18 protein-coding genes are annotated in these 20,570 nt (G+C 39.1%); 11 read left to right on the top strand and 7 right to left on the bottom strand.

What is annotated here, in order from left to right; genetic code table 11:
- Positions 1-158 precede the first annotated feature (158 nt).
- Positions 159-1,889 carry a lysine--tRNA ligase gene (gene lysS / locus M0R21_05545; protein MCK9617282.1) on the bottom strand — a complete coding sequence of 577 codons (1,731 nt, stop codon included), beginning with the start codon at positions 1,887-1,889 and terminating at the stop codon, positions 159-161.
- A gap of 108 nt (positions 1,890-1,997) precedes the next feature.
- On the opposite strand from lysS, the gene lipA reads away from it, so the two are divergent.
- From lipA to M0R21_05530, 3 genes are read left to right on the top strand one after another with little or no spacing between them, the layout of a single operon-like run.
- Entirely contained in the window at positions 1,998-2,855 is an 858-nt protein-coding gene (gene lipA, locus M0R21_05540) for a lipoyl synthase (protein ID MCK9617281.1), read from the top strand.
- Positions 2,856-3,542, top strand: a complete 687-nt coding sequence (gene lipB / locus M0R21_05535; GenBank protein MCK9617280.1) for a lipoyl(octanoyl) transferase LipB — start codon at positions 2,856-2,858, stop codon at positions 3,540-3,542.
- An 8-nt stretch (positions 3,543-3,550) separates the two neighbouring features.
- Complete coding sequence (locus M0R21_05530) at positions 3,551-5,041, top strand: glycosyltransferase family 39 protein (protein ID MCK9617279.1); 1,491 nt, start codon at positions 3,551-3,553, stop codon at positions 5,039-5,041.
- A 54-nt stretch (positions 5,042-5,095) separates the two neighbouring features.
- Here M0R21_05530 and M0R21_05525 read toward each other — a convergent pair whose 3' ends face one another.
- The gene (locus M0R21_05525) at positions 5,096-5,308 is read right to left on the bottom strand and encodes a hypothetical protein (protein MCK9617278.1); all 213 of its coding nucleotides are present in this window, start codon (positions 5,306-5,308) and stop codon (positions 5,096-5,098) included.
- A gap of 808 nt (positions 5,309-6,116) precedes the next feature.
- Between M0R21_05525 and ileS the strand changes: the two genes are divergently transcribed.
- The 5 genes from ileS (at position 6,117) to atpC (ending at position 12,344) form a co-directional block, all read left to right on the top strand.
- Positions 6,117-9,488, top strand: coding sequence for an isoleucine--tRNA ligase (gene ileS / locus M0R21_05520; protein ID MCK9617277.1), 3,372 nt, complete (start codon positions 6,117-6,119; stop codon positions 9,486-9,488).
- 29 nt (positions 9,489-9,517) lie between these two features.
- Positions 9,518-9,925 (top strand): TraR/DksA family transcriptional regulator, encoded by a 408-nt coding sequence (locus M0R21_05515; protein MCK9617276.1) that lies wholly within the window; start codon positions 9,518-9,520, stop codon positions 9,923-9,925.
- Entirely contained in the window at positions 9,897-10,532 is a 636-nt protein-coding gene (locus tag M0R21_05510; GenBank protein ID MCK9617275.1) for a lipoprotein signal peptidase, read from the top strand. Before M0R21_05515 ends, M0R21_05510 begins: the two co-directional genes overlap by 29 nt.
- 61 nt (positions 10,533-10,593) lie before the next feature.
- Complete coding sequence (gene atpD / locus M0R21_05505) at positions 10,594-12,099, top strand: F0F1 ATP synthase subunit beta (protein MCK9617274.1); 1,506 nt, start codon at positions 10,594-10,596, stop codon at positions 12,097-12,099.
- Between the two features lie 8 nt (positions 12,100-12,107).
- Positions 12,108-12,344: an ATP synthase F1 subunit epsilon gene (atpC, locus tag M0R21_05500; GenBank protein MCK9617273.1), complete on the top strand. Its 237-nt coding sequence runs from the start codon at positions 12,108-12,110 to the stop codon at positions 12,342-12,344.
- 2 nt (positions 12,345-12,346) lie between these two features.
- On the opposite strand, the gene lptB is transcribed toward atpC, so the two are convergent.
- The 3 genes from lptB to M0R21_05485 form a co-directional block, all read right to left on the bottom strand.
- Positions 12,347-13,069, bottom strand: coding sequence for an LPS export ABC transporter ATP-binding protein (gene lptB / locus M0R21_05495; protein ID MCK9617272.1), 723 nt, complete (start codon positions 13,067-13,069; stop codon positions 12,347-12,349).
- Between the two features lie 51 nt (positions 13,070-13,120).
- A complete protein-coding gene (locus M0R21_05490) occupies positions 13,121-15,508 on the bottom strand; it encodes a DUF5686 and carboxypeptidase regulatory-like domain-containing protein (GenBank protein MCK9617271.1) in 2,388 nt (795 codons plus the stop codon).
- A 172-nt stretch (positions 15,509-15,680) separates the two neighbouring features.
- Positions 15,681-16,037, bottom strand: a complete 357-nt coding sequence (locus tag M0R21_05485; protein MCK9617270.1) for a carboxymuconolactone decarboxylase family protein — start codon at positions 16,035-16,037, stop codon at positions 15,681-15,683.
- A gap of 360 nt (positions 16,038-16,397) precedes the next feature.
- On the opposite strand from M0R21_05485, the gene recQ reads away from it, so the two are divergent.
- Genes recQ through M0R21_05470 form a run of 3 tightly spaced genes read left to right on the top strand, consistent with a single transcriptional unit; the run spans position 16,398 to position 19,644 of the window.
- Positions 16,398-18,596: a DNA helicase RecQ gene (gene recQ / locus M0R21_05480; GenBank protein MCK9617269.1), complete on the top strand. Its 2,199-nt coding sequence runs from the start codon at positions 16,398-16,400 to the stop codon at positions 18,594-18,596.
- A 15-nt stretch (positions 18,597-18,611) separates the two neighbouring features.
- Positions 18,612-19,304, top strand: coding sequence for an OmpH family outer membrane protein (locus tag M0R21_05475; GenBank protein MCK9617268.1), 693 nt, complete (start codon positions 18,612-18,614; stop codon positions 19,302-19,304).
- Complete coding sequence (locus M0R21_05470; protein MCK9617267.1) at positions 19,288-19,644, top strand: DUF4296 domain-containing protein; 357 nt, start codon at positions 19,288-19,290, stop codon at positions 19,642-19,644. The genes M0R21_05475 and M0R21_05470 overlap by 17 nt, the downstream gene beginning before the upstream one ends.
- A gap of 2 nt (positions 19,645-19,646) precedes the next feature.
- Here M0R21_05470 and M0R21_05465 read toward each other — a convergent pair whose 3' ends face one another.
- Both M0R21_05465 and M0R21_05460 read right to left on the bottom strand, forming a co-directional pair.
- Positions 19,647-20,078 carry a hypothetical protein gene (locus M0R21_05465; GenBank protein ID MCK9617266.1) on the bottom strand — a complete coding sequence of 144 codons (432 nt, stop codon included), beginning with the start codon at positions 20,076-20,078 and terminating at the stop codon, positions 19,647-19,649.
- Between the two features lie 16 nt (positions 20,079-20,094).
- Entirely contained in the window at positions 20,095-20,565 is a 471-nt protein-coding gene (locus tag M0R21_05460) for a hypothetical protein (GenBank protein ID MCK9617265.1), read from the bottom strand.
- Positions 20,566-20,570 lie beyond the last annotated feature (5 nt).

Here is a 20,570-nt window from a genome sequence, read left to right as displayed (position 1 = left end):
ATTAACCCGTCAGGGTTTTAATATCCATAGAAAGGATATTTAATATTTTTCAAAAACCTCCCACTTTCTTTGCAGGCTTCAATGGTTGGCAAGTCTGTTTTGCCTTAAAAAGAAATGCGTTTACTTCTAAAAAGGAATGCCACCAATGAATTTCCAAATCACCCTTCTACCCACCGTTTAATATCATCCAGTTTTATCGTAGGGATGTCGAGTTTCATTTTTTTGCGTAAGCCACCAAGGTCGTTCAGCAGCTTGTTGGAATTGGCTTTTTTCAGAGAATCAATATTACTGATGCCAGCCTTATGAAATACAGGAATCCATTCGGCAGGAATACCTAAGGTTTCAAACTGGGCATCATCATTCACCGGAGCAGAAGAAGCTACTTCGGGGCGCATCTGCGGGAAGAAAAGCACATCCTGGATGGATGGCGAGTTGGTCATGATCATGGTGAGGCGGTCAATGCCGATGCCGAGACCTGCTGTGGGAGGCATGCCATATTCCAGCGCACGGAGGAAGTCTTCGTCGAGTATCATGCTTTCGTCGTCGCCACGTTTGCCAAGTTCTAATTGTGCCTCGAAACGTTTGCGCTGGTCAATGGGGTCGTTCAGTTCGGAAAAGGCGTTGCAAAGTTCCTTGCCATTACAAATGGCTTCGAAACGTTCCACCAAACCTGGTTTGCTGCGGTGTTTCTTTGCCAGGGGCGACATTTCCACCGGATAATCGGTGATAAAAATAGGCTGAATCAGCTTGGGTTCGCAGGTTTCACCGAAAATTTCATCTATCAGCTTGCCTTTACCCATGCTTGCATCCACTTCTATGCCGAGCTTTTTGGCTGTTTCCACCAATTGTTCTTCATTCATCTCCGAAATATCTATCCCGGTAAATTGTTGAATGATTTCGAACATGGTAGCACGTTTCCAGGGACGTTTGAAATCAATGATATTTTCGCCTACCATTACCTTTGTTGTCCCATGCAGGTCGAATGCTATCTTTTCCACCATTTCTTCCACCAGATTCATCATCCATTCGTAGTCTTTGTAGGCTACGTAAAGTTCCATCTGTGTAAATTCAGGATTATGGAAGCGGTCCATTCCTTCGTTGCGGAAGTCTTTTGAGAATTCAAAAACGCCATCGTAACCGCCCACGATGAGGCGTTTCAGGTATAATTCATTTGCTATTCGCAGGTAAAGAGTAATATCAAGCGAGTTGTGATGGGTTTTAAAAGGGCGTGCGGCAGCACCACCGTACAATGGCTGGAGAATTGGCGTTTCCACCTCGAGGTAGTTTTTAGTGTTCAGAAACTGCCGCATGGAATTTACCAATTTGGTTCTTTTTACAAAGATTTCCCTTACCTGTGGATTTACTATCAGGTCAACATAACGCTGACGGTAACGCATTTCGGCATCGGTAAAGGCATCATATACCACTTCGTCTTTTTCCTTTACCACTGGTAAAACCCTAAGCGATTTGCTCAGAAGTTTAAATTCTTTTACGTGAATGGTGATTTCACCCATCTGAGTAACGAAAACGAAGCCGCTAACACCAACTATATCGCCAATGTCGGACAGACGTTTAAAAACAGTGTTGTACAGAGTCTTGTCTTCTCCGGTGCAAAGGTCATCCCTTTTGAAATAAAGCTGGATACGACCTTCGGCATCCTGGATTTCGGCAAAAGAAGCTGCACCCATTATCCGTCGGCTCATGATGCGTCCGGCTATGCTTACATCCTGGTAAAGAGTATTATCTTTAGGAAAATTTTCTAATATTTCTTTCGTATTCACATTAACATCAAATTTCTCGGCAGGGTAGGGATTGATGCCAAGATTTTCCAATTCTGTAAGCGCATTGCGGCGGATAACTTCCTGTTCACTCAGTTCTAAACTCATCATTAAAATTTTTGCAAAGATAAAAATTATAAAGTTATACGATAATGGTGAATCTAAGGCAGTTTTAATGCTGATAGAATTGTTGGTACTTTTGCCCGAGAATTTGAAAAGATGAATCCCGAAAACGAAAAACCCATCCGCAAACCTGCCTGGCTGAAGATCAAGCTACCGAAAGGTGAAAATTTTCTGAATGTCAGCCATGCAGTAAGCGAAAACCGTCTGCATACCATTTGCAAAAGTGGCAACTGCCCCAACCAGGCCGAATGCTGGGAAAAAGGTACTGCTACGCTGATGATACTGGGCAATACCTGCACCCGCAACTGCCATTTTTGTGCTGTTGACCATGGGAAACCAATGCCTCCCGATTCCGGCGAACCGGCAAGGGTGGCAGAGACGGTAAAACTGATGCAATTGAAACATTGCGTACTTACTTCCGTTACCCGCGATGACCTTTCCGATGGCGGAGCCGCTCTTTGGGCAGAAACCATCCGGAAAGTAAAAAAATTGAACCCACAAACGACCATTGAAGCCCTGATTCCCGATTTTAACGGTGATGAAGAAGCACTTCAAATAGTGATAGATTCCCGTCCGGAAATTCTTTCGCATAACCTGGAAACAGTAGAAAGGCTTACTCCCGTGATAAGAAACCGTGCGCAATACCGTCGTAGTCTTGCTGTTCTTCAATACATCAGCCAGGAAGGAGTAACTGCCAAATCAGGGATAATGCTTGGCTTGGGTGAAACGGAAGAAGAAGTTTTGGAAACCATGAACGACCTGCTGGATACGGGTTGCGGCATTTTTACCCTCGGACAATACCTGCGGCCTACACTTCGAAATATTGCTGTTGCGGAATACATTCACCCGGACGTATTTGAGAAATACCGTAAGGCAGGACTTGCCAAAGGATTCCGTTTTGTGGAAAGTGGTCCGTTTGTTCGTTCGTCGTATCATGCCGAAAATCATTTATAGATGAAAAAGTCTGTTATTTATCATGATTTAGGAATCATGGAATACAGGGAAGCCTGGGATTACCAGGAAAAACTTCTGCAGGAAGTGATTAAACGAAAAACCGGGAAAGATATCCCGGAAATAGAAGCTTTAAATTATCTGCTGTTCTGCGAACATCCGCATGTATATACCTTAGGGAAAAGTGGTTCTGAGGATAATTTGCTTATCAGTTACATACAGATGCAGGCAGTAAACGCTACCTTTTTCCGTACTAATCGCGGAGGCGACATTACCTATCATGGTCCAGGGCAATTGGTTGGTTATCCTATTTTCGACCTGGAACAGTTTTCGCTTGGTGTGAAAAAGTATATTTTTCTGATAGAGGAAGCCATTATCCTTACTCTTGAAAAACTTGACGTTACGGCAGAACGTTTCGCAGGTGCCACCGGCGTGTGGCTTGATACCGCTAAACCGCATCTTACCCGTAAAATCTGTGCTATTGGCGTAAGGGTAAGCCGTGGGGTTACAATGCACGGCTTTGCTCTGAACGTGAATACAGATCTGAATTACTTCAATTTTATCAATCCCTGTGGTTTTATAGATAAAAAAGTAACTTCCATTGAAAAGGAAACAGGGAAGAAATATGATATGAGCTACGTAAAAGATTTGCTCAGGAAGCAGATTCTTCTCACTTTTGAAACCCAATAAAAATTCTTATGGCAATTAAATCTCCCCGTGTTTTTACATGGCATGTTGCATTGTTTTTACTTTTAATTCCGCTTTTTTTCATTAATATACATTCCAGCCACGACTGGGGCGACGATTTTGCCCAGTACATCATCCAGGCAAAAAATATCGTGGAAGGCATTCCTCAATCGCAAACCGGTTACATCTACAACGAAACTTATCGTCAGCATGCTCCTCCGGCTTATCCCATTGGGTTCCCTTTGATCATTGCCCCCGTTTATGCTGTTTTTGGTATTGATTATATCGTCTTCAACTATCTTACAACATCTTTTCTCGTTTTGCTTGCGCTGACGTTCTTTATTTTTTTCAGTAAGAGATTTTCTTACCCGAATTCGTTGCTGCTAACTTTGATTCTTGTTTACAATCCCTGGATGCTGAATTTTAAAATGGAGGTGATGGCCGACATCCCCTTTGTGTTTTTTCTGTTCCTTGCCTGGCTTATGTATGGAAAAAGTAAAAAAACATGGCAGACAGTTCTTACAGGGACGATTTTTGGATTTGCAATTTTAATAAAAACAGTAGGAATTATTGCTCTTGCAGCCTTGCTTTTCGATAGTTATATCAAGGCGTTGAAGACTACAAAAGCCGAAAACACGAAATTAAAGCTATTCCCTGCAGTCCAAAAACCCTTTATAGTTTCGGCAGTAGCCATTATGCTTCATATAATTCTTAATGTGATTGTTTTCCGTTTGCCTGGCGACGGCTTAACGGGCTACATAGCCATACTTAATCTGCCTGGTTTGCCAAAGGTAATTTTGGAAGGTGTAGGTTTTTATTTTTATGCTTTTCAATTGTTTTTCAATTTCGAAAGCGGAATTATGTGGGTGCTGCCTCTTGGCATTCATGCTTTGATTTTTTGTGCATTGTTGTTCGGAATAATCAATCGTCGCAAAAAAGCTCATGGGGCGGGCGACTGGTTTGTGATGTTTTACTTTGTGGTTTTATTGCTGTTTCCTTCGCATACTACCGGCTTTCGTTACCTTTTGCCGGTTGCAGCCTTTTTATTGATTTATGCGGCAGAAGGAGTTGATGCCGTTAAGTTGAATTTCCCTTTGCAAAGGAAGAAACTTGCAATGGCACTCGGACTTATCGTTTTGGCTTCGTATGTTTATCCCGGGATCGAAATTATAGGAAAACAAAACGAAATTCCCGATGGACCCATGAGCAAAGAATCGGTTGAAGCATTGCGCTACCTAAGGTTTCACACTCCCGACAGTGCGGTAATAGCTTTCGTAAAGCCACGGGTTCTGCCACTTTTTACCGGTCATCCGGCTTTGTCGAACCGCCCGGGGCAGCCGGCAAAAGAAATTGACAGCGTGTTCAGATTGAAAAATGTGAAATATGTTCTCATACACTCCAAACTTAGCGACGACTCTCTGATATATTACATTTGCAACAATACCAAAAAATATGAAATGGTATGGAACAACCATACATTCAGGTATTATAAAAGAAAGTAAGTCTCGTAAGCCGGTATTCAAAAATTTTATTATTGCTTTTCAGGTAAGAAAAACTTATTTAAACTTCAACGGCAATTCAATACCGTTGTGTAAAATTTCCGAAGCCAACGAATTGGAAAAATTAAAATCGGCTTCGTTAAAAGGATGGGGTTCGATATCAATGGAAAAATTTCGGCAGAGTACCATTAACTGTATCTGAATCCCTATAATATCGCTTACACCGGGCATAACAATGGCTAAGTTAATATCACTATCCTTGGTAAAAATATCTTTGGAATACGAACCAAATAAATATGCTTTGTTGATCCTGATTTTTTCTCGTTTATCAGAAAAGACAGGTAATCCAATACTTTTTAAAATGCTTTTCTTTTATCCATTGTTTGGTATATTCCCTGGTACATTTTTTATAAAATGCGAAGTAATAGACATTTTTCAGGATAAATTTTAGACGATGGTTTCTAATGGACATTTTTCAGGGTGTTTATTTCTACACTTTTAGTGAACGGTAGTTTAAATTTCACATTTTTGTAAAAGCTACTCAAACGGAAATAGGCTCTGCTGGAGAGTAACCTATCAGGCAAATGTAAAACCATATTTTATTTTGAACTCAGGTTATTATTATCAGTGTTTATCCACTTTATCCGTGAACTCAGCGTCCTATTCTTTTCTAATATACGACATTCTATTTGTCCAATTACTTTCATCATCTGCTCGTAAAAATAATTGTTAAAATTTGACAAAACAAAAGGAATACACTCTTGCTTAGCAATGCTCTTACTTTGCAATGCGAATGCAGAATAAAATTAAAAATACCTAAAAATCTTTTCAAGAAGGAGTTACTGTTTCTTGGCTTTTTTTTCTTTTTTTTCAGCCCTTTTTTCCTTCAGCGATTTTGCAGGCTCTTTTTTTGCTTCTTTCTTGATATCTTTTGACTTAGACATGTTCGTAATTATTTGGTTACGGGCAGACTAAATTATAAAAAAAAACTAAACCCTCAACATGCTTCTCCACTTTTGTAATGTAAATTTATTAATTTTGCACCCTCTTTTTCCGATAGCAAAACGTAATTATCTGAATGAAAACGCAGTATAAAGAATACAAACAATTAAATTTATCCACTCTCGGCAAAGAAGTTTTGTCGTGGTGGGAAAATAACCAAATATTTGAAAAAAGCCTTGCCAACCGCAAAAACCATCTTCCTTTTGTATTTTACGAAGGTCCCCCCTCTGCCAATGGCATACCTGGTATCCATCATGTTATGGCACGGGCTATTAAGGACATCTTTTGCCGTTATAAAACACAGAAGGGCTTTTTCGTAGAACGGAAAGCCGGATGGGATACCCATGGGCTTCCTATTGAAATTGCCGTTGAAAAAACTTTAGGTATTACCAAAGAGGATATAGGAAAAAAAATTTCAGTAGAAGAATACAACAATGCCTGCCGGAAAGAGGTGATGAAATACAAGGATTTATGGGACGACCTCACAAAAAAAATCGGCTATTGGGTTGACCTTGATCATCCTTACATCACTTTCGACAATAAATATATCGAAAGTGTATGGCATCTGTTATCAAAACTTTACGAAAAAGGCATGCTTTATAAGGGTTATACCATCCAGCCGTATTCACCTGCCGCCGGAACTGGTTTGAGCACCCACGAACTAAACCAGCCCGGCTGTTACCGTAATGTAAAAGACAATACGGTGGTTGCCCAGTTTAAAGTACGTTTCGATACAAACCATCCTTTACTGCAGCAGCTATCCAATTTTGTTCAGGATGATCTTTTCTTTTTGGCATGGACTACCACACCCTGGACTTTACCCTCAAATACAGCATTGGCTGTTGGAAAAGACATTACCTATGCCATTGTAAAAACATGGAATCCCTATACGTATCAACCTATCAATGTATTTCTTGCAGAAGATTTACTGGATAAATATTTCCCTGAAAAAAATGCAGGACTATCTCTATCGGAATACGAACCCGGACAAAAAAACATCCCTTTTTCTATTCTTGGGTTTTTTACCGGCACACAACTCGATGGGCTCCGCTACGAACAATTGTTACCTTATGCTCAACCCGAAACCGGAGATGCTTTCCGTGTAATTATCGGCGATTTTGTAACTACCGAAGACGGTACAGGTATAGTACACATAGCTCCCAGTTTTGGTGCCGACGATTTCAGAGTTGCAAAACAATACGGTATAGGCACCCTTACATTGGTAAGCAAACGCGGGCAATTTACCGGGGAAATGGGTGAATTTGCCGGAAGGTATGTTAAATCCGAATACGCACCCGACTACACTCCAGAATCTAATGATAACGTCGACATTGATATAATTGTAAAATTAAAGAAAGAAAACAAAGCCTTCAAATCGGAAAAGTACGAGCACTCCTACCCGCATTGCTGGCGAACCGACAAGCCCATATTATACTATCCATTAGATAGTTGGTTTATCCGTACCACGGCACTGAAAGATCGCATGCAGGAACTTAACCGTACCATTAACTGGAAACCCGAAGCTACCGGCACCGGGCGTTTCGGAAACTGGCTCGAAAACCTCGTTGACTGGAATCTTTCCCGTTCGCGCTATTGGGGAACACCCCTTCCTATTTGGGTAACAGAAGATCGCTCCGAACAGATTTGTATTGGCTCGGTAGCCCAGTTGAAAAAAGAAATTGAAAAATCGATAGCCGCAGGTTTCATGCAATCCAATCCTTTAAAAACATATACAGCCGGGGATACCACAGAGGAAAATTACCTGAAGTTCGATTTGCACCGTCCATACGTTGACGAAATCCTACTCGTTTCTCCTTCCGGCAAACCTATGCGCCGCGAGCCGGATTTGATTGATGTTTGGTTCGATTCGGGAGCCATGCCTTATGCCCAATTCCACTATCCTTTTACAAAAGATTCGCTGAAAGGAATTTTCCCCGCAGATTTTATTGCCGAAGGCGTTGACCAAACCCGCGGATGGTTTTATACTTTGCATGCCATCGCCGTATTACTATTCGATTCTGTTTCGTTTAAAGCTGTTGTTTCCAACGGACTTGTCCTTGATAAAAACGGAAATAAAATGTCGAAACGCCTCGGAAACGCAGTTGATCCCTTTGAAACCATCGAAAAATATGGACCCGATGCCACCCGTTGGTATATGATTACCAATGCCCAACCCTGGGACAACCTGAAATTTGACATTGAAGGAATTGCCGAAGTAATGCGTAAATTTTTCGGCACCCTTTACAATACCTATAACTTTTTCGCACTGTATGCCAATATTGACGGGTTCATCTATTCCGAACCGGATATTCCTTTAATAAACCGCCCCGAAATTGATCGGTGGATACTTTCGCAGCTTAACACACTGATACTTGAAGTGGACGAATACTATTCCGACTATGAGCCCACCAAAGCCGGGCGTGCCATTTCTGAATTTGTTGACGAACACCTCAGTAATTGGTACGTACGCCTATGCCGTCGTCGTTTCTGGAAAGGAGAATATTCCCACGATAAAATTTCGGCTTACCAGACGCTTTACACCTGCATCGAAACCATAGCCTGCCTTTCTGCACCTATTGCACCCTTTTTTATGGACAGATTATTTACCGATTTAAATGCGGTTACCATAAAAAATCCTGCAATCTCGGTGCATCTTACCGATTTTCCGGAAGCAGATGTACATATGATTGATAAAAAATTAGAAGAGCGTATGCAATTGGCACAGCAAATCTCTTCTATGGTATTATCACTCAGAAAAAAAACCAACCTTCGTGTTCGCCAGCCACTGCAAAAAATCATGTTACCTGCTCCCGATAAACACTTCCGGCAACAGGTAGAAGCAGTAAAAAATCTCATCCTTTCCGAAGTGAATGTGAAAGAAATTGAGTTTATTGATGCTGAACAAAATATTCTGGTAAAGAAAATAAAACCCAACTACAAAACGTTAGGTCCTAAGTATGGCAAATTGATGAAAAACATTGCCACAGCAATAGAAGTTTTTACCCAAAACGATATTGCTGATCTGGAAAACAAAGGAATGATTTCACTAAATATTAATAATGAAAACGTTGACATTTTATTACAGGATGTAGATATTATTACTGAAGACATACCCGGGTGGGTTGTTACCCATATGGGCAACTTAACTGTGGCGCTCGATATTAATGTAACCGAAGTTTTGTACCACGAAGGCATTGCCCGCGAATTGGTTAACCGCATTCAAAATCTTAGGAAAGAGCTTGATTATGAAATTACTGATAAAATTTTTCTGCAGATTGAAAAAAACCCGCTCATCGAAACGGTAATTAATCAAAATTATGCTTACATTTGTTCTGAAACTTTGGCTGAATCACTGAAAACGCCTGATTGTATTGATGAATCAGAAAAAGTGGCAGTTGAACTTACAGAAAAAGTGGCTACATTTATTTCTATTAAGAAAATGGAATAAACAGTATTCAGAATTTAACACTTAGCATTATGAAAAACGAAGAAGCTACCGAATTAAGAGAAAAGACAAGATATTCAGATGAAGAACTGGAAGAATTTCGTCAAATAATTATTGAAAAACTTGAAAAAGCCCGGCGTGATCTTAAAATGCTTACAGAAGCTTATACCATAAATAACGAACACGACATTAATGATACCTCCCCTACTTTTAAAGTTTTGGAAGAAGGATACCAGGTAATGTCGAAAGAAGAAAATGGAAGATTAGCCGCCCGGCAGGACAAGTTTATAAAAGCCCTGGAAAATGCATTAATTCGCATTGAAAATAAAACCTATGGCATATGCCGCGAAACGGGAAAACTCATCTCGAAAGAACGACTTCGCAGCGTACCCCACGCTACTTTAAGTATAAATGCAAAACTTCAGCAGGGAAAGAATTAGCAGTGCCGTGTTAAAGAAATCTCTTATTATCATCTTTTTAGTGTTGCTGCTCGACCAGGTCGTAAAAATCTGGATTAAAACACATATGACATTAGGGCAGGAATTCCCGATTTTTGGCAATTGGTTTCTTATCAATTTCACCGAAAATGAAGGCATGGCTTTCGGGATGCAGTTTGGAGGGAACTACGGTAAACTCTTGTTAAGCCTTTTTCGCCTGATTGCCATCGGCGGAATAGGGTATTATATTGTGTATCTTATCAAAAAAGGAGCCGGCACAGGCTTGGTTATCTGCATGTCGCTTATTCTTGCCGGTGCATTTGGAAATATCATTGACAGTGCATTTTACGGTATGCTATTCAGCGAAAGTACTTTTATAGAAACAGCACGACTTTTGCCCGCCGGAGGCGGCTACAGTACTTTTCTGCATGGAAAAGTAGTAGACATGCTTTATTTCCCGATTATCAGCGGCAACTATCCTTCATGGGTTCCTTTCTGGGGAGGAAAAGATTTTTTGTTATTTCGTCCGGTGTTCAATATTGCTGATTCTGCTATAACCATCGGAGTGTTAACCATTATCATCTTCCAAAGGAAACTCATAAAAAAATAATTTATCATATACTTATACTTAGGTTTTGTTTAATTTTGGCAGCTTTTAAATACCGATTCTTATGAACCCCAAAAATACCGGCAGAATAATCCAAATCATTGGTCCTGTTATAGATATTTCTTTTGATGAAGACGTTCGTTTACCTAATATTTATGATGCCCTTGAAGTAACCAACGACAACGGTCAGGTCATCGTACTCGAATGCCAGCAGGATATTGGTGAAAATACCATTCGAACCATTGCAATGGATTCTACCGACGGACTTCGCAGGGGAATGCCGGTAATTGCCACCGGCAAACCCATCACCATGCCTACAACAGAGGAGATTAAAGGTAGGCTATTCAATGTAATAGGTGAAGCCATTGATGGCTTGGGAAAAGTTGAAAAAGTAAAAGAATACAGCATACACCGCGAACCACCTCTTTTTGAAAATCTTACCACGCAACGCGAAGTGTTATACACTGGTATAAAGGTAATTGATTTGATTGAACCTTATGCAAAGGGCGGTAAAATCGGATTGTTCGGAGGGGCAGGAGTAGGCAAAACGGTTATTATTATGGAATTGATTAATAACATAGCAAAAAAATATTCCGGAATTTCTGTTTTTGCAGGTGTAGGCGAACGTACGCGCGAAGGAAACGACTTGCTGCGTGAGATGATAGAATCGGGTGTAATTCGCTATGGCAAAGAATTTGAAGAAGATATGAAAAACGGGGGTTGGGACTTGTCGAAAGTTGACCGCAACGAACTGGCAAAGTCACAGGGAACGCTTGTCTTCGGACAAATGAACGAACCTCCAGGAGCCCGTGCACGGGTTGCCCTTTCCGGTTTGTCGTTAGCCGAATATTTCCGCGACGGAGATGATAAATCGGGCGGACACGATATTTTGTTTTTTATTGATAATATTTTCCGGTTTACACAGGCAGGTTCCGAAGTATCGGCACTGTTGGGACGTATGCCTTCCGCAGTAGGATACCAACCTACCCTTGCCACAGAAATGGGAATAATGCAGGAACGTATTACCTCCACCAAACGTGGGTCTATTACTTCGGTACAAGCTATTTATGTACCTGCAGACGACCTTACCGACCCTGCACCTGCTACCACTTTTGCCCATCTTGATGCCACAACGGTACTCAATCGTAAAATTTCTGAAATGGGTATTTATCCCGCAGTTGACCCTCTCGATTCCACATCCCGGATTCTTTCACCCGACGTTGTGGGCGACGAACACTACAATACTGCCCAACAGGTAAAGCAAATTTTGCAGCGAAACAAGGAGTTACAGGATATTATTGCCATTTTGGGAATGGATGAACTTTCTGAAGAAGACAAGTTAATCGTGCACCGGGCACGGCGTGTTCAGCGCTTCCTGTCGCAGCCTTTCCATGTTGCCGAACAATTTACAGGTCTTCCCGGGGTTTTTGTATCTATTGAAGATACCATTAAAGGGTTCAAAATGATTCTCAACGGCGAAGTGGATGAATATCCCGAATCGGCATTCAACCTTGTGGGAACCATAGAGCAGGCAATTGAAAAAGGAAGAGTTATGTTGAAATCTGTTTAACCTTCCCCATGAAATTGGAAATCATTAAACCCGATCAAACTCTGTACACTGGCGAAGTATCGCTTGTACAACTAACGGGTATTGATGGCAGTCTGGAAATCTTAAACCATCATGCCCCATTGATATCTATACTTGTCAAAGGAAAAATTAAGATAGTGGATAACGAAAACCAAACCTTTTTTTATGAGGTAAATGGCGGCGTTGTGGAAGTGAAAAATAATACTGTGCTGATATTGGCAGAATAGTTTTATCTTAATTCAAATTTTTCTCCCAGGTACACCTTTCTTACCTGTTCGTCATTTGCCAGTTCTTCAGAAGTACCAGCCTTGAGTACCGAGCCTTCAAAAAGTAAATATGCTCTGTTGGTTATCGAAAGGGTTTCGTGTACGTTGTGGTCAGTAATCAGTACCCCGATATTCCGGTCTTTTAAGTGAACCACAATATTTTGAATATCTTCCACTGCAATGGGGTCAACCCCGGCAAAGGGTTCGTCGAGCAAGATAAATTTGGGGTCAACGGCAAGTGCACGGGCAATTTCCGTTCTACGCCTTTCTCCTCCCGAAAGGGTGATGCCATAACTTTTCCGTACGTGAACCAGTCCGAATTCTTCCAGCAGCGATTCGAGCCGTTGCGATTGTTCCTTTTTATTAAGCTTTGTAAATTCCAATACCGCACGGAGATTATCTTCCACACTTAATTTTCTGAAAACGGAAGCTTCCTGTGCCAGGTAGCCTATTCCCAATTGTGCACGCCGGTACATGGGTTCTTCGGTAATTTCCTTGTCTTCAAGAAACACCTTTCCCATAAGGGGTCTAATCAATCCTACTATCATATAAAAAGAAGTAGTTTTTCCGGCTCCGTTCGGGCCCAGCAATCCTACAATTTCTCCTTGTTTTACCTCAATGGAAACATTATTTACTACCGTCCGCTGACGGTATTTTTTTACAAGATTTTCTGTACGAAGGATCATTTTCGGTTTATTTTATCAATGAGGACTTTCGCGAGCAAAAGTAACGAAAAATCAAAAGTCGAACCACATGGATACCATCACACCAAATTTATTAATTTCGGGATGATCGTAATACGATAATCTCCATACCGCATCTATACGGATAAATTTCAGGATGTTTTCCACTCCGACACCCGCTTCAAAGTATGGTTTGTCCAAGGTATAGGTTCCTTTGGGAAAAGCTGCATAATTTTTATTTTTTTCATCCACCGTTCCCATTACACCTTTTATAAAACCCACTTCTCTCCACTTCAGTTTGCGCATCAGGGGGATTTTATTCAAGAAAAAGCCTACAAAATGATGTGTGTAGTAGAAACTTGCATAGGTATTACTTACAAATTCGTTGTAATTCATCAGGTTGAAAGCCATATCATCAAACCAGTAGGTTTCGTTGCCCTCATGAATTTTCAATAAAGGGTAGGGCACTTTTCCCCATATTTTTCCACCTTCAATACTATATTTCGACCAGCCAAAAGTACCGATATTATACCAATCGGTAATCCTGAGTTGCAGCCGGTGGTATTCGTAGTTACTTTGTAAAGCATGGGGGATACCGTAAGCATAATCAATATCGAGCACGGGGTATTGGGCGCCGAGGCTGATTCTTTCAAATTCACCCATCACAAAACGTTCTTTATAAGCCAAATGGGTTTTTAACCCAATTTCAGTAGTGGTAATGCTATTTATAGTATCTTGTTTTCCATTTACATAGCGGTAAAATTTTGTTTCACCTATGGAAAACAGGTTTCTATGAGTAAATAAAACAGTATTGGAAAATCCGGTCATCCATTCGTGTTCGTAATAAGCGTGGTAGTGATCTACAAGCGATAATTTGTCAGATGGATTTCTTCTGATGATAGAAGTGAACAAAAAATCTTCGCCCCAGGCGTTTAGGCTTTGTCCTAACTGCTCATTGTCGTGTTTAAACGAAGCGCCCATAGCTCGTCTTGGGTTTTTATCGAACATGTAAATAAAGCCGCCTCCATATTTGAATTTTTCATCTTTAGTTCCATACGCTACATGACCATCGAGCATTATTTTGGTACTGAATTTATTGCTTGTTCGTCCTCCAATTTTAAACCGATTTCCCTCTATTTTATTAAAACTGTAAAGCGAACCTACCGGTCCCCATTCAAAATTTCCTTTTATCCAGTAACCTAAGGTTACCATTTTCACAATATCTACATAGGTGTTAAAAACAGGTAGAGTTTTTAATGTATCCACCATTTTGTAAATTGTTTGTTCGTCGCGGGTTAAACTATCGTGTCGTGCTGTATGCCAGAAGTTATTGCTCTTTTTCAGTGCGTCGTCGGCTATAACTATGTTTGTTGGAGTCGTATAAATTTTATTTTCCCTGGGAGTGTCAAAAACAAAATTTTTATATGAAGTGGTTTTATGTCCGTAAAAGCCCATAGTGGATTTAGCATCTTCTACAATATTAAAATCAACCACCATCTGATCTTTTGTGATCATCCAGTACTTGTTTTCAAATCTGTTATATTCCTGGTTAATAACTAAGTCGTTGATGAAGTTCATGTTGATATCGTCGCTCATGCGCATATCCACCTTTTTAATGGCATAGGTTGAGTCGTGAATCCATATTTTACCGGTAAAAGTAAATTCTTGTTTACGCCGGGGCTTAAACATTACCTGATAGCACCATTGGTTTCCAACAAACGAACTGTCAACCAGATAATATTTATAAAACACAAGTCCGGAGGATCCGGCAGGATTCACAAAATTTTTCTGAAAGATTGTCAGATAGTTATCATATATATTGATATTCTGTATCATATCTCCCAAAAACTGCGAAATACTTTCATTTTCAATGCCAGACACCTTTGATGCTTTAATATATTCCCGTTGTGATTTTGGTTCTTTTCGGAAATAAATGTCGGAAACGGTTTCCGAAAGAAAAATTGGCAGGTAGGCTTTTCCATTGATGGTGGATGTATCCACATTGTCGAAAATAAATTGAAAAGGCTTAAATATTCTCCGGTTGCGAAATTTTTCTGATAAGTTGTTGGCATCAAATTGAATTTTTGTATATGCCTCATATTCATAATAATTCAGCTTATCCATGTCATTATTTTTCCTGTTTGCCAGCAGTTTTTCCCATAAAACTTCCGCGGGATTTTTGCCGGGATGGATTTCTACTGTGGCAAGGGTAAGCTTATTGGGAAAAAGTTCGAAGTTGATCGTTTGAAATTTATTTTTGATAATTTTTTTTGTAACGGTAATATACCCTAAAAATGAAGCGGCTATGCTGTCGGAAGCTTTTTTAGTATCTATGGAAAAATTTCCTTCAAAATCAGTAAAAGTACCTATGGTTGTCCCTTTGAGGTATACATTGGCAAAAGGAATGGGCTCGCGGGTTTGGGCATCAATGATTTTTCCCATAATTTTTGTACTTTGCGCTAATACAATAGATTGAGGCACAAAGAAAAAAAGAAATAAGAAGATAACAATTGTACTAAATCGTAAAATTTGTTTCATACTTTCTGGCTGAACTTAGTGGTTAAAAGATGGGGAAAAATAATCATAATCCCTTTGCGGTTTTTTCCAGTTCTTCTCAAAGCTCCAGGGTTCTTCGTGTATGATGAATTACTATGATGCCTTCCACAAGATTTACAATTCCAAAAACTGCAAAGAGTTCTTCCCGGGCAAATCTATTCTCGAAGCATTTTATCAAGTGGTATTTTATACAATCGCCGCAACGAAGCACCATGGAAGTAACAAGCCCTAATATTTCCTTGGTTTTTACGAATAAAGCTCCTTCTTTATATGCATTTGCATCGGTGTTAAAAATTTTTTTAATCACTTTATCGTTAGTTCCCAATAACTTTTTATTCATTTTTTGGCGGTAGGCATTGTAATCCTCTAACGCATCCATGGGCATTTGGTTTAAAATAGAAACGCAAATGTACATATTAAGTTGTTTTCATATTGCTAATTTTAAAAAATCATACCATCAAACATTACATAAATACTTGTATTACCATTTGATACAAATCTTTTCATTTAATAGTAAAAAAATACTTGTATGATTAAACAGTTCAATAAAGTTTTTTAATTTCGCACAATATTCAGAAAAAGAATCGTTTTAAACGGAGGGAGATTTTTTTTCTGCAAAAGGGAATTTTTATTTTTTATAATTACATTTGTTTTTAATTGAGAATAGTTGAAAAAATTATCTCAAAAAGAAGTAAATTTGTATTCATATTAGCAATCAGAACATAGCACTTGTCTGATATGCAATTGTTTAATATTATTAATACTGTTTAATAAAATGGCTGGTATTAAAGAAAAAGACTCGCTTCATGGTTTTTTAAAAAGATTTTTTGGTTACGACACCTTCAAAGGAAACCAGGAAGTGATAATTAAGAGTGTGCTCGAAAACAAGGATACCTTTATAATAATGCCGACCGGTGGAGGAAAATCGCTTTGCTACCAGTTGCCTGCATTAATACTTGAAGGTACTGCAATCATCATCTCACCGCTCATTGCACTGATGAAAAATCAGGTGGATGCACTTCGCAATTTCGGAGCAGAAAAGGGAATAGCCCATTTTTTAAACTCCTCATTATCCAAACAGGAGATTATTGATGTCAAAAAAGATCTTACGTCTGGCAAAACCAAGTTGCTGTATGTAGCGCCCGAATCGCTTACAAAAGATGAGAATGTGCTGTTTTTGAAGGATATTAATATTTCCTTCTATGCCATTGACGAAGCCCATTGCATTTCGGAATGGGGGCACGATTTTCGCCCTGAATATCGCAGACTTCGCCCAATCATAGAAAACATCGGGCAAAAAGTTCCCGTGATGGCACTTACAGCCACAGCCACCCCAAAAGTACAACAGGATATTCAGAAAAACCTGAATATGCTTAATGCTGTCATCTTTAAATCCTCCTTCAACCGGCCCAACTTGTACTACGAAGTAAGGTCCAAAGGTAGCGATGTGGTAAAGGAAATAATCAAATACATAAAGGCAAATCCCGGAAAATCAGGAATTATTTACTGCCTTAGCCGGAAAAAAGTGGAAGAAATTGCCGAAACCTTGCAGGTAAACGGAATCAGGGCTTTACCCTATCATGCCGGGCTCGATTCTCAAACAAGGGTAATTAACCAAGACAAATTCCTGATGGAAGAAGTAGAAGTTATTGTTGCTACCATCGCCTTTGGAATGGGAATAGACAAACCCGATGTGCGTTTTGTTATACATCACGACATCCCCAAAAGCCTCGAAGGATATTACCAGGAAACCGGACGCTCAGGCAGAGATGACGGTGAAGGAAATTGCATTGCATTTTACAGCTACGACGACATCCTGAAACTGGAAAAATTCATGAAAGACAAGCCGGTAGCTGAACAGGAAATTGCAAAAGCCCTTTTGCTTGAAACCGTTGCCTATACTGAATCCTCCGTGTGCCGCCGCAAACAACTCCTGCATTATTTTGGGGAAATCTATTTGGAAGAAAATTGCCACAACTGCGATAACTGCCTGCATCCCAAGGCAAAATTTGAAGGGCGCGACTACGTGATGCTACTTTTGGAAACCGTGCTCGAAGTAAAGCAACTTTTTAAAGCCAAACATATTGTCAATATTCTTATCGGAAAAAATTCCGCTACCATTAAAACCATGAAACATAATAAATTATCTGTTTTTGGAAAAGGTATGGAAAAAGACGAAAGATTTTGGGACAGTGTGATAAGACAAGCTCTTATTGAGAGATTACTGGTAAAAGACATTGATAATTACGGACTACTCAAAGTAAGCCCCGAAGGAATGAAGTTTTACAAAAAGCCCCATTCCTTTATGCTTACCAGCGAGTACGAATACGAACAACCCGAGGATGACGAATTTTTTGCCGGAGGTCATACAACGAGCACTGCCGACAAAACCCTGTTTTCCCTGCTTAAAGATTTGCGAAAAGAAATTTCTCGCAAAGAAAAGTTGCCGCCCTTCGTAATTTTTCAGGATCCTTCGCTCGAAGATATGGCGATACAATATCCCATTACCTTAGACGAACTAAAACAAATTACTGGTGTTGGAGCCGGTAAAGCTTTAAAATACGGTAAGCCCTTCATCGAATTGATTGCCCAGTATGTAGAAGAAAATGAGATTATTCGCCCCATGGACATGGTAGTGAAATCGGTAGTCAACAAGTCGGGACTTAAGGTATATATCATCCAAAATATTGATCGAAAAATTGATCTCGACGATATCGCTTTTGCCAAAAACCTCACTATGGATGAGTTGCTTACTGAAATTGAACGCATCGTAGCTTCCGGAACCAAACTTGACCTGAATTTTTATATCGAAAAAAACGTGGATCTTTATCATCAGGAAGAAATTTTCGAGTATTTTCACGACGCAGAATCCGATTCTGTGGATGTTGCATTAACCGAACTTGGTGAAGACGAATATAATAAAGAAGAAATTCGTTTGATGCGGATAAGATTTATGTCTGAAGTAGGAAACTAAAATCACAAAATCAACATGACCGAAGAAAATTTTCCACCCGAAGAAGAAACCCCCTCTGCACCTGTCCTGCAAATACCGGAAATAAAAACAGGCAAAAAATGTAACCCATTGCGAATATTATTTTTGCTTAATGCTTTGTTATTTACAGGATTGTTGGTTTTGTATGTGCTCTTTTTTACTTCCCCAAAAACAGCCACAATTTATCCGGTTTCGCTGCAAGCTAAACAAGTTTCTGGCTCGGTATCAGTGGCTTGTGTTAATTCCGATTCCATACTTGAACACTACACACTGGTAAAAGAACTCCGGCAACAATTGGAAAATGCACATAATCGTAAACAATTAGACATTAAAACCCTGAAAAAAAACTTTGATAAAAAGGTAGCGGATTTTCAGCAAAAAGTTGCATCCAACATACTCACTTCTGAATTAGCCAAAATCAATGAAAAACAACTGATGGATGAACAACAGAAAATTTTGGAACTTCAGGATAAATATGCCGGCGAACTTTCACAAAAAGAGATTGACTTGAATATCCAGTTATTTGATAGTGTAACTAATTTTTTGAAACGCTATAATAAAACATATCAATTCGATTACATTCTGAATATTAAAAAAGGAGGAGATGTTTTTCTTTCAAACGATACTCTTGATATAACCAAGGATGTGATAGAACAATTGAATAAGGAATATAATGCAAACAAAAAATAGCTATATTATTGTCATATTATTACTATTTATTATATCCTGTAATAATAAATCTGCCAGTAATTCTTCTGTGGCTATTATTCCTTCTTCAAAAATGGTAGAAATTCTTACTGACGTACATCTTGTGGAGGCTGCCTTAAAACAAAAACAAGAAAGAGGAGCAAATATGAACTTTTATACTCCTTTTTATTACAAAAATATCTTTATTAAACATGGTATTAACCAGCAGCAATTCAGAAAAAGCTTACAATATTATTTACAAAAGCCTGATAAATTTGAAAAAATATATTACGAAGTAATTACCTCGCTTACCGAAATACAAAATAAAGAACAAGCAAAATAATACTATTGCTTTTCAGCTATTGCAGTATGGCTTTCCTCATCTCCCCCTATGGTAATCTTATAATGCCATTCCATTTGTGAAGAAGTAATTTTTACGCCCGAACCTTCTTTTATCAGCCAACCATCACCCGTATTTTGTTGTGGAATTTCAATATTGTTTTCTGATACAATTCCATATACAGGGCTATAACCAGTACCTGGGTTCCCAAAATTGGAAAGTAATACCTGGAAACTGTTGGCGGGGTCTTTGCTGATATATACTGGATAATAGCTACTAATATCGTACTTTAAGGAGGTTTCATTAAACCGCCATGTACCAATAAAATCATCCCGGTAATCTACATATGGATCCTCTTCATTATCAGGAGTACATGATTGAAATAAAACAAATGAAATAAAAATTAATACAATTATTTTTATAATATATTTTATCATATATTTCTATTTTTTGTTATTTTCTTTTAAAAACAAACAGTGCATATAAACTGAATAATAATGTACTTATAACTTGTGCAACTACAAAACTAAGATTGAGTTCGCTAAGGGCAAATGCAATGGAAAACAATGGAATATATAATAAATAACAAAAAATCTTACTAATAAAAATACTGGAAAATACGGAGTAAAAGACTTTTATTTTTTTATTAATAAAAAAGTAAAACAACGCTGTATTAATTACAAGTTCTGCGGTAATAACCATCATTTTTAGAGGAATGGGATGCCCAGAGAACAGAAAAGAAAACAAAGGCAAAATAGAAGCAATAAAAAAAGCATTATTTTTTGAAGTATGTATAATAGCTAAAATAAGCATTAAACGCATAGGTTCAATATAATACACAGGCATCCCCGACAAATGGGAAATTGCAGGAACAAAAATAACGAGTGCCAAAGCAGTTCCGTCAACCAGAACATTGGAAACCATAGCTC

This window comes from Lentimicrobiaceae bacterium, from assembly GCA_023227965.1.
Lineage (GTDB): Bacteria > Bacteroidota > Bacteroidia > Bacteroidales > JALOCA01 > JALOCA01.
The sequence above is the reverse complement of the archived record's forward strand: the minus strand, read 5'-3'. Positions and strand labels throughout refer to the sequence as shown.